Source organism: Enterococcus sp. FDAARGOS_553 (assembly GCF_003812305.1).
Taxonomy (GTDB): domain Bacteria; phylum Bacillota; class Bacilli; order Lactobacillales; family Enterococcaceae; genus Enterococcus_D; species Enterococcus_D gallinarum.
On sequence record NZ_CP033741.1, the window covers coordinates 20,595 to 36,573 of the forward strand.

13 protein-coding genes are annotated in these 15,979 nt (G+C 33.2%); 6 read left to right on the top strand and 7 right to left on the bottom strand.

Annotated elements, in window-relative coordinates:
• Positions 1-173 precede the first annotated feature (173 nt).
• Positions 174-632, top strand: coding sequence for a hypothetical protein (locus tag EGX73_RS15655; protein ID WP_123867107.1), 459 nt, complete (start codon positions 174-176; stop codon positions 630-632).
• A 49-nt stretch (positions 633-681) separates the two neighbouring features.
• On the opposite strand, the gene EGX73_RS15660 is transcribed toward EGX73_RS15655, so the two are convergent.
• From EGX73_RS15660 to EGX73_RS15680, 4 genes are all read right to left on the bottom strand, one after another.
• Positions 682-1,854: an IS256 family transposase gene (locus tag EGX73_RS15660; RefSeq protein ID WP_123867108.1), complete on the bottom strand. Its 1,173-nt coding sequence runs from the start codon at positions 1,852-1,854 to the stop codon at positions 682-684.
• A gap of 515 nt (positions 1,855-2,369) precedes the next feature.
• The gene (locus tag EGX73_RS15670; protein WP_123867109.1) at positions 2,370-2,684 is read right to left on the bottom strand and encodes a hypothetical protein; all 315 of its coding nucleotides are present in this window, start codon (positions 2,682-2,684) and stop codon (positions 2,370-2,372) included.
• A gap of 3 nt (positions 2,685-2,687) precedes the next feature.
• Positions 2,688-2,975 carry a PrgN protein gene (locus EGX73_RS15675; RefSeq protein ID WP_012481689.1) on the bottom strand — a complete coding sequence of 96 codons (288 nt, stop codon included), beginning with the start codon at positions 2,973-2,975 and terminating at the stop codon, positions 2,688-2,690.
• Positions 2,976-3,110: 135 nt separating this feature from the next.
• Positions 3,111-4,610 (bottom strand): primase C-terminal domain-containing protein, encoded by a 1,500-nt coding sequence (locus tag EGX73_RS15680; RefSeq protein WP_123867110.1) that lies wholly within the window; start codon positions 4,608-4,610, stop codon positions 3,111-3,113.
• 1,277 nt (positions 4,611-5,887) lie between these two features.
• Here EGX73_RS15680 and EGX73_RS15685 point away from each other — a divergent pair.
• The 3 genes from EGX73_RS15685 (at position 5,888) to EGX73_RS16425 (ending at position 8,723) form a co-directional block, all read left to right on the top strand.
• Positions 5,888-6,805, top strand: a complete 918-nt coding sequence (locus EGX73_RS15685; protein WP_123867111.1) for a ParA family protein — start codon at positions 5,888-5,890, stop codon at positions 6,803-6,805.
• A gap of 12 nt (positions 6,806-6,817) precedes the next feature.
• Positions 6,818-7,432 (top strand): hypothetical protein, encoded by a 615-nt coding sequence (locus EGX73_RS15690; RefSeq protein ID WP_100908276.1) that lies wholly within the window; start codon positions 6,818-6,820, stop codon positions 7,430-7,432.
• A gap of 1,162 nt (positions 7,433-8,594) precedes the next feature.
• Positions 8,595-8,723 (top strand): hypothetical protein, encoded by a 129-nt coding sequence (locus EGX73_RS16425; RefSeq protein WP_267912433.1) that lies wholly within the window; start codon positions 8,595-8,597, stop codon positions 8,721-8,723.
• Between the two features lie 503 nt (positions 8,724-9,226).
• Here EGX73_RS16425 and EGX73_RS15695 read toward each other — a convergent pair.
• From EGX73_RS15695 to EGX73_RS15705, 3 genes are all read right to left on the bottom strand, one after another.
• Positions 9,227-9,925, bottom strand: a complete 699-nt coding sequence (locus tag EGX73_RS15695) for a Fic family protein (RefSeq protein ID WP_123867112.1) — start codon at positions 9,923-9,925, stop codon at positions 9,227-9,229.
• Between the two features lie 48 nt (positions 9,926-9,973).
• On the bottom strand, positions 9,974-10,573 hold the full coding sequence (locus EGX73_RS15700) for a tyrosine-type recombinase/integrase (RefSeq protein WP_021470057.1): 600 nt from the start codon (positions 10,571-10,573) through the stop codon (positions 9,974-9,976).
• Positions 10,574-10,757: 184 nt separating this feature from the next.
• A complete protein-coding gene (locus tag EGX73_RS15705) occupies positions 10,758-12,593 on the bottom strand; it encodes a DUF6119 family protein (RefSeq protein WP_123867113.1) in 1,836 nt (611 codons plus the stop codon).
• A 568-nt stretch (positions 12,594-13,161) separates the two neighbouring features.
• Between EGX73_RS15705 and EGX73_RS15710 the strand changes: the two genes are divergently transcribed.
• Positions 13,162-13,521: a metalloregulator ArsR/SmtB family transcription factor gene (locus EGX73_RS15710; RefSeq protein ID WP_003726380.1), complete on the top strand. Its 360-nt coding sequence runs from the start codon at positions 13,162-13,164 to the stop codon at positions 13,519-13,521.
• Positions 13,518-15,635, top strand: coding sequence for a heavy metal translocating P-type ATPase (locus EGX73_RS15715; protein ID WP_123867114.1), 2,118 nt, complete (start codon positions 13,518-13,520; stop codon positions 15,633-15,635). The genes EGX73_RS15710 and EGX73_RS15715 overlap by 4 nt, the downstream gene beginning before the upstream one ends.
• The last annotated feature ends 344 nt before the right edge of the window (positions 15,636-15,979 follow it).

Below are 15,979 nucleotides of genomic sequence, written 5' to 3' on the forward strand. Positions count from 1 at the left end.
TCTTTGCTCACAAACTGGATAAAATCTTCTTTATCATTAAAGTATGAAATGTAAATATTATCGAATGTTTGTTGACAAAGCAATCTTTCTTTGTTTTACTCAAGGAAATTATACAAGATATTCATTCTTAATGAAATTACGATAGCTCTAAACTTTAAAAATGGGGTGAAAAAATGGATTTAGAAAATTTAAAAAAACAATTCCCTTGTTTACAAGCTCAGAAAGAATTAAGTAATGGTTTGCCCACAATTGACGTAAAAATTGACTATGAGACTTTACGATTTCCCATAGCTGATCTCACTGAGCGCGAAAAAGCTCTAATAGATTTGTGTATTCAAAAAAGAACAAAGAATATAGATAAAAATTCTCGCTGGTATCAAATTCTTTTTGAAAAGAAAAGACTAGTAGATAAAGGTAGTTACAGGATAATTCACATAACCATCCACTCTAGTCAATCCTTTAACGAAAAATCTTGGAAAGCTGAACTTTGCCAAATGTTTACTGGAGCTGTCGATCTGTTTAGCATTGGTAAACTAGATTATGTTTTAATTGAACAACAGCTAGATAGTTCATTTAAAAAAAGAGAAATAGAAGGAATTTGTACTGCTTTAGATAACGATTTTGATATTTAAGTCAAGTCCATAATCTTGTGTAAAATACACTACAATGTTCAACCTTCTCTCACTGATCAAATTTAAGATACTTTCTGGTCGAGCCAAGCCATTCTTCGTGGGTATCTATCAATAAAGCACCAACCAATCGGTTGGCAGAAACACGGTTAGGAAAGATGCGAATGATTTTCTCTCTTCGACGAACTTCTTGGTTTAAACGTTCAATAAGGTTGGTGCTTTTCAGTCGGTTATGCCCATGACCGCTGACAGTGTACTGAAAGGCATCTTCGAAGCCGTCATCCAGGGTTTCACAGGCCTTTGTATATTTTGTTTGGTCAACATAGTCATTAACGAGACGGTTTTTAGCCTCTCTCGCACTGTCAATATTTGTCAATTTAAAGATGGCTTTTACGGCTTCTCTAAACGGTTTAGAATTTTTCTTAGGGATAGTTTCAAAGATATTCCTTAAGAAGTGAACTTGACATCTCTGCCAACTCGCGTTGGTAAACGACTGACGTATGGCAGACACTAACCCATTATGGGCATCCGAAATGATGAGCTTGGTTCCCTGTAAACCGCGTTCTTTGAGAGAATCAAAAAAAGTCGTCCAAGTGTGGCCACTTTCTCCATCTTGAATCATAAAACCAATCACCTCGCGGTTACCGTCATCTGTTATACCAATCGCAATATGACAGCTTTTAGAAAGCACACGGTGATTCTCACACACTTTAAGATAGAGAACATCGGTCATCAGATAAGGATAATCGATTCCTGTGAGAGACCGGTTTTGCCAGTCGTTAACTAACGGGTCTAACTGTTCAGTAAGACTAGACACAAAGGATTTTGAGACCGATTTCCCGCAGAGTTCTTCAACAATGTTAGAAACTTTACGGGTAGAGACACCCGAGACGTACATTTCAAGCATAGCAGCGAGTAGCGCTTTCTCGTTTCGCTGGTAACGTTCAAACACCGATGGTGAAAATTGGCCATCTCGGGTTCGAGGGACTTTTAAATCCAAAGTTCCAACACGCGTGGTAAACGTTCGCTCATAGTAACCATTTCGCTGACTCTGACGTGTTTCTGAGCGTTCATAGCCCTCAGCTTGAATATAATCAGTCCGTTGGTTTTCCATCAATTGGTTAAATACGGTGGTCAAAATATTTTTTGCGGCATCTCCTTGGACAGAATAGTCAATAATTCTTTGAAGCTCTTCGCTATTCAGTGTAAAATGTACTTGGGTCATGTAAAGTCCTCCTAGGTATGTTTTTGTCGTTAAAAACATTGTACCGTAAAAAGGGCGTTTACATGGCTCTTTATCTTTTACACAATTATATGGACTTTATCGCTATAATTAAAAACTAAGAGATATACTGTAACAACTATACATAAAATAGCAATACATTTTGAAAATGGATCAACTTCAACGTTAAAGACACTTTTAATTATGTTAGATAAATTAATCGCCACAGTAACTCACATGGTTTCTTGAAAACTAAAAATGCGGCCGCAATCCTTTAGGAATTTACTATAGATCTACTCTAAAAAATAAAATAACTTCATTAAATTGAATTAAAACGTTTCTAAATAACACAATTTATTACACTTAAATCTTTTGATAAAGGTCTACATAAAGATTTACACCATTTTTCTGACAAAAATACTACCTGTCCAAATAATACTCATATTCCACCTGTATACATTTTAAAAACATAAGAGAAAGCCTAGTATTCTTTACTCAGCTTTTATAGATACATATATCTATACCTTCAATTCCTTCTTCCAACATTCATAAGACTCAACAGTTGCACTTTTTTTCATTCTCCTACAAATTCCACTAAACAATGACCACTTATAATCATCAAGAATGGCAGTACCTACTCCCCCTAATCCTAAGAAAAACAGTAAAAGTAAAGACAAAAATAGCATCATATTCGTCCATAACGATAAAAGAACCAATAAAAGAGAAACTAATCCGGCCGTAATAAAAGAAAGAATCAGAATACCATAATAGATTTTCAAAATAACAGCCCATTCTTTGATCCTATTAAGCTCAGCTATTTCCTCCTCAATCATTCATCAATCCACCTGCTCTTTCTTCTTCTTGGGATCAATACTCTTTAAAAACCTCTCCTCCAACACCAATAAATGACGATAAACATCATCCATTGACCAGCCTGAAGAAAGACTAAGACAATACAAAAAATCACAAGGCAACGTCTTTACGGTACGGTTTCTTGTTACCCAACTTGCTACTGTACTCTGCTTATATCCATGCAACTCACAAAATTGTTCTACTGTCATACCTAACCGCGAAATAATAAATACATTGATCGGGTAGGGATATACAAAGGTATTGATACTCATAGTCAGAAAGACCTCCCCCCATATTATTACGTTTGCGATAATAATACTACTCTTTCTTAAGACCAGCAAGCAAAGCGGAGAAAAGAAGGAACGTATCATAGATATAATGTAATAGGCAATTTGCACCTTTTAATTTCAACCTGTATCAATCATGAACAGATCTGTTTGCACGCCGATCTTATTGGGTTCTATCAAGCGTTTCAGTGCTGTCTGGATAAACATGTATTCTCTTCCAAAAGCTTCTGAGATCGCAGCGAAATAAGCCCCCTGGCTTTCTTTTTTTAGCCGGATAACAGAGCGCATCAATCCATGTATCGAAGCTAGCATAATACCTCCTTTACGACCAGCACGAACACGAAAATGAATTTTGTTCTCTTCTCTCAACTGCTTCAGCACTTTGTCCAGGGAACGTTTTGGGATCTTTAAACGTTCAGTTAACTCTTTTTTTGTAGAAATAATGTATGGTTGTTCTTCATAGGATTGCTCATTCAAATAGGACAGTAGATCTTCTGCCCATTCATGACTATGTGAATACTTGCGAACAGCTCTTTCTTTCTTGAATTTCCACCAACCCCGTTTTTTGTTGAATAGCTGCTCTTCAGAAAGATTGGCATCGACCCACTCTTGGCATAATAGGACAATTTTTTCTCTGTGCGCTGCTTGATATTTTCCACAGTAAGCGGATCGAATGATTCTGGTTAATTCTCGATCAGATAAAGGGTTAGCCAAGCGGTCATTGAATTCTAACATCGTCAATTCACATGCTTCTACTTCGTATCCTGACGAAAAGTATGCCAAAGACAAGGTGAATATGACATTATTTCGACCATATACGCCCTTTTCACCTTGTATTTTTTGACTTTTTAGCAACAGCTGGAACCAAGGTTCATCAACTTGACGAAATTCTTGAGTAGATGGCAATACAAAAACGTTCTTGATCTCCGCTTTTTTGTCCGCATCTTCTCTCATTGACCAGCCGATCCATTCTTCGAAACTATAACGATACTGTGGTTCAAAGAATAAAACATTCTCTTCAGAAGGCATTCGTGTGATCCCAAAATGATTGGCATTTACATCAACAGGAAACCGATAATCATTTGAAAATTTGTTTCTTAGATTTTTTGAGATCATTTTAGCCACATTGATCACTTTAAAATTTGATTTCTTCGTCACGTATGCAGGCTTGTCTAGTACATAGAAAGCTTGAAATCCATGCGGTGTACGTAAAATCATTGTCGGCATAAAGCCGCTCTCGTGACTGGCTAAGATAATTTCTCCGTAGTCAAAGTTTGGATCCAATGTGTCAAAATCAACAAAGAAAGTATTGATTTGGCGTAAATTGTCCTCCGAATGACCTTTTGTAAACATTCTGGCTTCATCAGCATACGTTCCATAGCGAAATACATTTGGTGTCCAATGAGTGAATCGATTATTGTTTTCGATCACCCCTTCTTCTGAAGTGATCACTAGTCCAATCCCCTCGATCATGTGTTCCTTTGAACGGTACGCAAAAATAGCCCCCTTTCCCGACTGATCACTAAAAGAGACCGGTTTTAAGTGGCTGTTTTTATATTTAAATTTACGAATACCATTTTGTAATACCGTCGAATATACGACATCCAAAGAAGCTGCCATGACTGTTATTCCTTCCTAAACAAAAAGAGAACACAAATAATCTTAAAGATTTGTGTTCTCTCAATGGCTTAGAACGTCAGCATCTCGTTAAATCGCATGACAAAATAAGCATATATATATTGAGTTGCCCGTCAAAAAATGGTAAAATAAACCTATAAGTTCGGATTACCAGTCCGAATAGATTTAATTAAATCACATAAGTGGTAACCAGCCACTTACATAATTCTGAGACGAGCGAGAACACATAGTTGTGTATGTGATTCAGATGAAAGAGTGAGGCCAAATTCACTTTTTTATCCGTCTCTTTTTTTTTTGATTTATTTTCATATTAAGAATATATGAAAACGCCATTTAATTCAAGCGCTATTTTCTCAGAAATCCATTACATACTACCTTAAATATAGTTTTCCTATTATTATTTACTACTCTAATTAAAGATTAACAACTACATTTGTAGAGATAATTATTATAATATGTACTACTTAAATCATTAATTATCTACTACGATTTTGTCTCATATTTTATATTATATACTACCTTAAAAATTAATTATCTACTACCTTATAACAATACCATTGATAGGTAGTAATTAATATATTGTTCTTTAGGTAGTAGGTAATAAAATTAAAATACCCTTATCTAACTTATATTATCCTGAAATCATAACTACATACTACCTTAATAGAATTGGTTACTACCTTTTTTAAAAAATTTCTAAAATTACTTACTACCTTTAATGAGAGTATTATTTACTACCTTATTCCTTTGTTATATACTACTTTTATTTTAAATAGATACTACCTAAAAAATATATTATATACTACCTTATTCCATTTTAAAAATTATTACTTACTACCATATTTAGAAGTTATCTACTACCGTTTTATGCTTTTAATTACTACCCAACTAATTGAATTTCAATTGCAACAATTCGCTTTTATTTAAGTACTACCTTAATGAACTAATTTTACTCGATCATAAGCTTTATGAACTAACCAAGTAAAACTGACATCTCTTCCAAATTAAGTTTTCCCTCTTAAGATATATTTAATACAACTAGCGTCTTAATAACGTGTAGTGACTAATAGAGTAGTCTTGTTTTATTATTTATTACAGTAGTATATAAATATTGTTTTTAAAGTAGTAACTATTTTATAATATCAAAAACATTTATACATAGAATTTATTTTGGGTAGTATGTAATTTACATAGCATTATTTATAGTAGTATGTTACTATTATTATAAAGGTAGTAGATAATAAAAGGAGTGAGTTAGCTTGTCAAAGAAATTTGTGATAGGAAATTTCAAAGGTGGAGTAGGGAAGAGTACGTGTGCACAGATGTTAGGTTTCGAAGCAGCTGTTGCAAAAAATCAAAAAACTCTGATCGTCGATCTGGATATGCAAGGGAATACCTCTGACGTAATGAGCTTAACCCATATGAACTTTTCTTTAGAAGAGGGTGGTGGAGGCGGTAAGCCTCTTGATTATGAAAATACAATAACCGATGTATTGATTGGAAAAGAACCTATTGATTTAAATCTTGAAACCTATGGGGAAGTTGACTGGAATAAGGTAGTAGATAATGATACTCGTGTAGATCCAAAAGATGCTATATATAAGGTAGTAGATAATTTATATATATTACCCGCAGATATGAGCTTTGAACTTTATGATGATTGGATCAAAGACCAATTCTCAGATTCTGCCGATAAACTTATCTATATGCAGAAACGTTTAGGACCGCTGCTTGAAGAATTTGACATTGTATATCTAGACGTTCCACCTTCCATTTCAATTTATAGCAAATCTGCAATGTATCTAGCAGATTATGCGATCGTTGTTCTTCAAACACAGGTTAAGTCCATGCGAAATGCCATGCAATACTTAGAATATATGGATTTCTTTGTTGAAGGATTTGATACTTCATTGAAGGTTGCTGGTGTGATTCCATTTATGTTAGAGAGTGGGGACGCAGTCGATCAGGAAATGTATGCCCAAGCACAACAAATTTATGGTGATCATTTGCTCAAAAATGTTGTACTAAAAAATGCACGTTTAAAGCGATATGATGGATCTGGAATAACAATGGAGTTAACTAAGGCTGGGAAATTAAAGCAATGGGATAGGCGTTGCCACCATCTATTTATTAATATCTACGAAGAGCTGCTTGAACATGAAGCTTGGTATGAGTAGGAGGTTCTTTAAATGGCTGATATAAAAGATTTAGGTATTTTTAGAAGCAACAAAGGATTAGATAAAATTAGGGCAGGGAACTCAGCTAGAAAAAGTAGCAAGAAACCTCAAACCACGTCTCCATCTAATGATATAGGTACCACAAAGTCACAGGAAGATACAATTAATAATAAAGAAGTGATCCACGAATCTCCGACTCCTTCTTCTGAAGATATTGGACAAACGGTCATTCAAACTAAGAAAAAAAACAGTCTATCTAAGAAAGTAAAAGGGGTAGGGGCTCCTATAAGGAAATTTGATCGATCTTTCTCTGCTCAAATGCCTTTGAAACTTTCGCCTATTTTAAACGCTACTTCAAGAGTGATGGTTGAAAAATATGAAACAAATCTTACTAGAGACGAGATACTACGAAAAGCACTCGATGAATACATCAAACAGCACTTGACACAAGAAGATAAACAAGACCTTTTTAATAATGTTATGAGGGAAGTAGAAATGTTTAGGGAGAAGAAACCCACTATCCCAGAAACAGATGTAGATGGAAATATAATTCGTACAGTCAGTGAAATAGAAGAAGAAACTCAAATGATTTTACGAACTAATTGGGGAATGAATTATAAACATTAAAAATCTACTACCATAATTAGCCATTATGGTAGTAGATTTTTAGTTTATTATAGATACCATAAAAGTAGTACGTAATAAAATTTCAAATAAAAGTATTCATTCTGATAAATTTTCAGGAGTCATGGGAAAGATGACGAAGAAATTAAGGTAGTATATAACCTTTATCTACTACCTTAATCATTGAACTTTCTTCACTATTTGTTACCATTCACATTCACCTTCTCTTTATTATGTAATCATAGTTACAATCTAATTTATCCAAGTCTAACTAAAAGATATATCAAACAGTAAAATGATTAATATTACTGTGCAGGGCAAAAAATTAATAGTTATTGAGCGATATCTATTTTTTTATCAACTCATATAAAATCGCTTCAGATTTACTATAAATTTAAATAATCTTTCCTAATTTACAATTCAGAAATAAGAAACTAATATGATCATCTGGATAGGTGATTATATTAGCTTTTTAAAAGAATAGATAAACATCTGGTGATGAAGAGGACTACTTATCAGTATGATGAAAAGCTATTAGTTAACATAAATATTTTAAAGACGTTATATAGCTTGATAATTATCTGTTAAACGCCTTTAACTTTGTATAATATATCTTATGTAAACTAAATAAAAATTATGATGTCCCTTTATTTTATAATATGTTTGATCTAAAAAATTTATCATTATATTTATATGACTTAAATCAAATGAACCGCTTCATGTGATTAATTAATTATTGATAATCATTTTAAAAATTGGTATTCTATCGTATTGTTATATTTAATATATAATAGAATCCAAGTAGAAATCTTTTTTTGTGAAATTTAGCACAACGGGAATTTTTTTTACTCATTTTCTCTGAATATTTCCCTAAATCTTACAAAAAAAAGCTATCAAATCAATATTCCCTTCAAAATTAGAATTGTATAAAATAACCAAACACACTATTTATTGTGTATTAAGTAATCACAAGCACAAGATATAGTGTTTTTCCGTTGACTTTTTTTTTGATTAATTTATACTTGGAGTGTAGCAGAGTACAACAGATATATTTTTTAGTTAAGTAATTATATATCGGTTGTTATATCTAATCGCCAAGCGGTAGCTGTCAAAAATCACGTATGTGATTTTTATGGAAAAATTTTTTTCATGAGGAGATGGTGAAATGGTAGATTTAGATGATATTCTTAAAATCGCAACTATTGTAAAAATTATTGCAACAGTTGCACCAGTAATTGAAAAACTGGCACGATACATTAATAGTCTAGTAACAAACAAAAAGACCAACCGTTAGAAGCCTGGCAGCATTAAACGGTTAATCTATTTGTTCTTGGATTTGTTGCTGTAACTCGCTACCGCACAGTAAATTAGTAGCTACTCTTTGAGTACGGAGATACTACAATATCTCTGTACTCTATTTTTATACTTTAAAATCAATAGAATTTCAAGTGTTAAACACAGTAAAAATATTTTTCAAGATATTTTTTAATTAAAATGTAAAAGATAATAATTGATATTTTTTACTTCTCAATTAACACAACCAAATTATACCATCATCCTATAGCAAATGACAGTGAAATGTTTACATTAATTGTGCAAAGATTTTTATCGTTGTTTGGAGCATGAAATAAAAAGAAAAATGAGTACTATTTTTCTCTTACTTTTATACATCTTTTTAATATGCGCTGTTTTTTACTAACTTAACTTTTAAATTAATTTTAGGTCGACGAAATAATACAAAACTTCATCGGTCATACATGTATCTATTAGTTGACTTATTAAAATGATTTTCCATACCTAGGATTTGTAAGTTATTCCAAAAATACATTCGTCATACATAAATGATAAAATTTTTGATTCATCACTAAATTGGTTGCTATTATAATACATAGATAACAATTCATTAAATCTTTCAAATACAGTTTCAGGAATGGACAACAATCCCAAACCTTGGCTAAACATAATCTGATTAGCAGTTAATAACGCAGTTCTCTTATTACCGTCCCAAAATATTTGATTTTTCGAAATGAATAGAAACAGTCGCAATGCCTTTTCTGTCTCTGATATCTCTTGATTCATTATCTTGTCATATTGATTCTTTACCTCATCTTCAGTTAACATTGGAGGAACATACCTTCCCTGAATAGTCGATACTTCTACTCCGCCGGTTCTTATTTCACCAGGAAAAAGCGCATCTTCCGCTGCAACGATCCGATTAATCCGCTTACTTGTCTCTAGCAATGGTTCCTGTACGTCGTTTAAAAGCATTTCAAAGCCTCTTTTTAAGTTAACGACGGTCAGGACATCATCTACAGCCACGTTATTGGCCCGATTATACTTAATAATCTCTTCTGTTTGTAATAACGTTGTATTCAATCCTTCAAATTTTCCCGCATTATACACCAGTTCCACAATATTTTTTTTCAATAAGTACACCGACTCTTTGCGAGATAAGTGGTATTTATTAGGAAATTTCGGACGCTTTTCTTCGTTCATTTTCTCACCTCTTGAATTTTTCCTTCTATTATATAGGGCATTATTCTGTCATAGATCCAAACTCTTTACTGCGGTATCCTTATCTTCCTGGGTGATCCCAATATAGCGTAAGGTCTCCCGTTGCGAAGAATGGTTGAGCAGCGACTGAATAATCTCTGTTTTGGTCCCTTGCTTGTACAAAAAATAGCCGAAGGTCTTGCGCATCGAATGGGGACCAATTTCTTTCAACCCAACCGCCGTTCCTGCTTCATGAATGATCCGCCAAAGGCTTTGTCGGGTCAAAGGCGTATCTGCTCCTTTGCGACTTGGAAACAAATAATTACTGAAGTCCTGTACTTGCAGCTGGTCAGGAAAATCCGATTGAACATACTCAAGAATCACTTTTCGTAATTTGTTCGAAATGAAAACCGAATTGTGTTTAGCTGTTTTTTGTTCCTTCATGGCCAGACGTTCTTTGACAATCACCCGTCCACGGGAAATTTCTAACACATCACTTAATTTCAACTGTCTTAAATCGGAAATTCGATACGCTGTATTGATCCCGATCGAAAAAAGCACCAAATTTCGTTGCCCATATTTGCCGGAAGCCAAAATTGCTTTCATGGCATCGATCTTTTTTTTGTCGCGAATCGGTTCTACGCTCTTCATTTTTAGCCGCCTTTCAAATGTTACTTAATATGATTATAACAGATAATAAGTCACATTTAAACAAGCTATAGAAAAAAGGCCCTAAAAGAAAAGTGATTTCCTCTTAGAGCCTCTAAGGATGGATCGATTTTAACGAAAGTGACACAACCTGCTTGTGTCTCATTGGTTTTTAAATATCTAAATTCTAAGTTTTCTTTTTTTTCCCCTTTTTATCAGGTATTTTAACCAAAGATACCTCAAATCCTTCTAAGGATAATGCATTCACTAACGCTACCAAGTTTAGAGAAAAAAGGACAGGAAATACTTTTGAGTTTTTAAAATGAACTTTTTTTTCTGGAATAATAATTCCTAGAATTATTTTGGAACGTTTAAGGTTTGTTTCATTTAGAAAAATTGCTCCTGACTCAGACGATTCAGTTTTTATTGCTGAATTAATATGATTTACAAAGTCTTCCGATTTTTTCAATAAGATGCACGAGGCTCTCGCCTGTGATAACAAGTGTGAGAGTCCTGAAGTCGCTGTTCCTCTTTTTACATGACAAAAAAATGCGCTATCTTCATTTACTTTGAGAATATCACATGGTTCGATTTGACTCCTCCCATTTATTTCGTATAAGCCAAATCCACCATCCAGATTTTGGTTTCCGAAATTTTCTTTATCAAGGCATATCAACCCCTTATTTGAATCTATTTTGGAAATCTTGATGTTGTAATCACCTTCATTAGCATCCTCATTATTAAACTCATTAAAGTCTATACCATGAGCCTCGGAAGATAGACTATTAACAAAATCTCTAGTTTCACGCCAAACGTTCTTATTTACACTAAGCCAATCTCCTTGATACAAAATATATTTATCAGAATCATGATCTAACTCCATATATAGACAGGAAAATAGATTTCCAATAGATGTGTCTTTCGATGAATCGGATTTCCGATTCTTTATAGATACTTTTATAGATTTTAGTTTATCAGCAAATTCTTGAACGTTGTATTTTAAAAAAAATGAAAATATTTTAGAAAATATTTCTTCCTGAGTATTAGCGAAAAAATTGAAATACTCATCTGGCCTAAAAATACTGTGAACTCTAAATTCTAAATCTTCAATTTTAAACTTCACTTTATTTAAGGGTATATCTATAAATAATTTATCTAGATCATTTACTTTAAATTCATTGCTATTATTTTTGAAAGTGACCATCAACTTGGATAGATAATCATCAAGATTCTTATTAAGATACTCTTTCTTTCTAGGTGATACTGCTAGGATCTCTTTATCCAAAAACGTTCTTTTTGATCTCCTTTGTCTGTATGTATTACCTAATTGTTTTAAAATTGGAACGAGATCGTCTTCTATAGAAAAATTACCATTAATCTTAATTGAATCTTTACTACTCGCAAATATATTTAATGCTTTTATATTATTATTTCCATCTGTAAAACTAATTGTCATTTCCCCAAAGATTTCATCAACTATATTGGGAGTGGATTGTGAAGTGGAAATTTCATTTAAATTAATCTTATTATTGCTAGAAAAATTACTCACATATAGTGTGTCTGAGAAGTTCGTGTTCTTTACACGCTTTATAGTATGTAACTTTAGTTCTTTTCTAGCGATATTTAATCCAAAATCAGGTACTACATGTTCTCTATTTAATAGAGTATATCCATAAGAATATGAAATAGCATAGATACTACTGCTGGTACTTTTAATAATAATTAATGGTTTATTAAGTATATTAGGCGTAGTAAAATCTATCTGCCTTTCAGAAAATAAATTGACGCTCTCTAACCACCTTACTTCTGCTTGTTTCTCTTGCAGTATAAATATTTTCCCGGTTACATTATGATTTCTTCTCAACTGATCATCTAAAGGAAATATAGCTAAATTAAACTCATTGATATCTTCTGCATTTTCGAATAGATCCTCAGAAGAATATCTGAGGTATTTCTCGTCTATAAAACTGTTTATGCTACTACTTTTTTTATTCTTAAGCATAAAAATACTCAATTCAGTCATTCTATCCTCCAAATATTTAAATTAATTTAGAATAAGGAATATTGCTGCGTCTAAGGTCATATAATTTTCCCATGAAAATATATTTATAAACAACGTTATTATACCACTAATCTATTCATTAGTTTGAAAATCAATGCGATTACTTGATTTCTGTCGGCAGCTCTTTTATTGTTTATTTTTCATTTAAAACCTTTGATATATCTATCAGTCTGATCACCAAAAGCATACAGATAAGAACACTATAATGATCCAATATCTTATTGAACATAATTAAGTGAGCCAATGAATGATCTATGAATTAAGGAAATAAACAAAGGATCAAAAACTTTTAAGTTTCTGACCACATCCAAGATTTGTCCTAATACTCATAAATTTAAATATTAATTGAACAATGATTTAGTTACGAGTTTATGAACATAAAAATAGAGCAATATACATCAATCGTTGTATCTAAAAAGAGTGTCCAGAAATTAGTCATTTTATGAACATTCAAACATTCACTTGAATATAGATGGATGTTCTGATACAATACATTCAAACAAACATTTGAATGTAAAGGAATGATCGTATGAATAATGAAATTTGTGAAATAACTTGTATTCATGAAGACAAAGTTAATCGTGCTAAATCTAAACTAGCAAACTTTGATACTCCGTCAGTAAGTGGTTTCTTTAAAATATTGTCAGATGAAAATCGACTTAAAATTGTACATGCTTTAGTTCATGAAGATGAGCTATGTGTTTGTGATATTGCTAATATCATTGATGCTTCGGTCGCAACAACTTCACACCATCTGAACTCCTTAAAAAAATTGGGAGTAGTTGATAGTCACAAGGATGGTAAGTTAGTCTACTATTTTATTAAAAATATCAAAATCTTAAATCTTATGGAGCTTGGCGTAAATTTTAAAGAAGAGGTGCTAGCATGAGTGAGAAAATGACCGAAAAAACCTATCGAATAGAAGGATTAAGCTGTACAAATTGTGCAGGTAAATTTGAAAAAAATGTAAAACAGTTGCCAGGAGTTACGAGTGCAACAGTAAACTTTGGTGCAAGTAAGATTTCAGTAGAAGGCCAAACAACAATTGAAGAACTCGAAGAAGCGGGAGCCTTCGAAAATCTTATCATTCGTGATGATCAAGAAAATGATGAACAAGTTAGATCAAAAGAGTCTTTTATTAAACGGAATATCGCTTTAATCATCTCTCTTGGTTTTATACTTGTTGCTGTGATTTCCCAACTATCATTGGGCGAAGATCATTTATTAACGAAAGCTCTTTATATATTGGCAATAATAATTGGTGGATTTGATTTATTTAAAGAAGGGTTCTCTGATTTGATCAAATTGGACTTCTCCATGGAATCTTTAATGACTATTGCAATTATTGGGGCCGCATTTATTGGAGAATGGGCCGAAGGTTCTATTGTAGTAATACTATTTGCTATTAGCGAAGCTTTGGAACGATTTTCAATGGATAAAGCAAGACAGTCGATTCGTTCTCTTATGGATATAGCTCCCAAAGAAGCTCTTATCAGGAGAAACAATATAGAGCAATTAGTCAGTGTCGATAAAATCGATATCGACGATATTATGATCATTAAACCCGGACAAAAAATAGCCATGGATGGGCTTGTTATCAACGGTCATTCTTCAGTAAATCAAGCAGCAATAACAGGAGAATCGGTTCCTGTTGAAAAACAGTTAGATGATGAAGTGTTTGCAGGAACACTAAATGAAGAAGGTGTTCTTGAAGTCAAAGTAACAAAAAAAGTAACGGATACAACGATTGCCAAAATCATTCACTTAGTTGAAGAAGCGCAAGGAGAACGAGCTCCTGCACAAGCCTTTGTAGATAAATTTGCAAAATACTATACGCCATTCATAATTATTATGGCCCTTTTGATAGTGGTTGTTCCTCCGCTATTCTTTGGTGGTGACTGGAATAAATGGCTTTACCAAGGGTTATCCATTTTAGTTGTCGGATGTCCTTGTTCATTAGTGATCTCAACACCTGTTTCAATTGTTTCGGCTATTGGTAATGCAGCAAAAAATGGTGTTTTAGTAAAAGGCGGAGTCTATCTGGAAGAAATTGGTCATTTGAGAGCAATTGCTTTCGATAAGACTGGAACCTTAACAAAAGGAAAGCCTGTCGTAACGGATTTCATTGCAACCAGTTCTGAAACTGATATAAATTATCTATCGATTATTTCATCGTTGGAATCTCTTTCTCAACACCCATTAGCTTCTGCTATTTTAAACGAAGCGGATAAAACTAATGTGGATTACAAGTCAATACAAATCGAGGATTTCCAATCTATCACAGGTAAAGGACTTACAGGTATACATCAAAACATACGTTACTATATTGGAAGCCCTAAACTGTTTTCTGCATCAGTAATCGAAGAAACAGCGGTCAAAGTACAATACAGACAATTTCAAGAACAAGGGAAAACCGCCATGTATTTCGGTACTGACGAACAAATTTTAGGAGTAATTGCTGTCGCGGATGAAGTAAGAGATTCAAGTGCTGCCGTTATTTCTGAACTCCACAAGTTGTCAATTGAACACACTATTATGCTTACTGGTGATAATACTAAAACCGCTGAATCTATTGGTAAGCAATTAGGTGTGACTGAAATAAAAGGAGATCTAATGCCTCAAGAAAAATTAGATTCGATTAAAGCGTTGCGGACAACTTATAATAAAGTAGCAATGGTGGGCGACGGCATTAATGATGCACCAGCATTAGCTGCATCGACGGTTGGTATTGCAATGGGCGGTGCAGGAACAGATACGGCTCTCGAAACTGCTGATGTTGCTCTAATGGGCGACGATTTACAAAAATTACCGTTCATTGTTAGACTTAGCCGCCAAACTCTAAAAGTAATTAAGCAAAATATCACCTTCTCATTAGGTATAAAACTATTAGCTCTACTACTAGTCATACCAGGTTGGCTAACACTATGGATTGCTATTGTAGCAGATATGGGAGCAACGCTTTTAGTAACATTAAACGGATTACGATTGATGAAAGTTAAATAACACAACAAATAAAAGAAGGCATGTTTATAAGCGTGCCTTCTTTTTATGATACATTTTTAGTTTTTTTGAACGCTAGTTATGAAGCAAACTATGCGCCATTTAAATATTAAAATGACAAGGCCCTAAAAGAAAAGTGATTTCCTCTTAGAGCCTCTAAGGATGGAGCGATTTTAGCGAATGTGACATAATCTGATTGTGTCACATTGGACTTTTGAGATTTTCGGTAAGATTTGATTATCTCAGAACATTAATATTGCCCCTTTAAAAAATTTTGTCAGTACTTTTAAGTTAATTAAATTCAGTTTTACCAAATCATAAGCTTTAAAAAGTATTCAGAATTTAGT

Coding starts and splice junctions, on each gene's coding strand:
- EGX73_RS15655 (WP_123867107.1), top strand. CDS start 174: ATGGATTTAGAAAATTTAAAAAAACAATTCCCTTGTTTACAAGCTCAG.
- EGX73_RS15660 (WP_123867108.1), bottom strand. CDS start 1,854: ATGACCCAAGTACATTTTACACTGAATAGCGAAGAGCTTCAAAGAATT.
- EGX73_RS15670 (WP_123867109.1), bottom strand. CDS start 2,684: ATGATTGAGGAGGAAATAGCTGAGCTTAATAGGATCAAAGAATGGGCT.
- EGX73_RS15675 (WP_012481689.1), bottom strand. CDS start 2,975: ATGAGTATCAATACCTTTGTATATCCCTACCCGATCAATGTATTTATT.
- EGX73_RS15680 (WP_123867110.1), bottom strand. CDS start 4,610: ATGGCAGCTTCTTTGGATGTCGTATATTCGACGGTATTACAAAATGGT.
- EGX73_RS15690 (WP_100908276.1), top strand. CDS start 6,818: ATGGCTGATATAAAAGATTTAGGTATTTTTAGAAGCAACAAAGGATTA.
- EGX73_RS16425 (WP_267912433.1), top strand. CDS start 8,595: ATGGTAGATTTAGATGATATTCTTAAAATCGCAACTATTGTAAAAATT.
- EGX73_RS15695 (WP_123867112.1), bottom strand. CDS start 9,925: ATGAACGAAGAAAAGCGTCCGAAATTTCCTAATAAATACCACTTATCT.
- EGX73_RS15700 (WP_021470057.1), bottom strand. CDS start 10,573: ATGAAGAGCGTAGAACCGATTCGCGACAAAAAAAAGATCGATGCCATG.
- EGX73_RS15705 (WP_123867113.1), bottom strand. CDS start 12,593: ATGACTGAATTGAGTATTTTTATGCTTAAGAATAAAAAAAGTAGTAGC.
- EGX73_RS15710 (WP_003726380.1), top strand. CDS start 13,162: ATGAATAATGAAATTTGTGAAATAACTTGTATTCATGAAGACAAAGTT.
- EGX73_RS15715 (WP_123867114.1), top strand. CDS start 13,518: ATGAGTGAGAAAATGACCGAAAAAACCTATCGAATAGAAGGATTAAGC.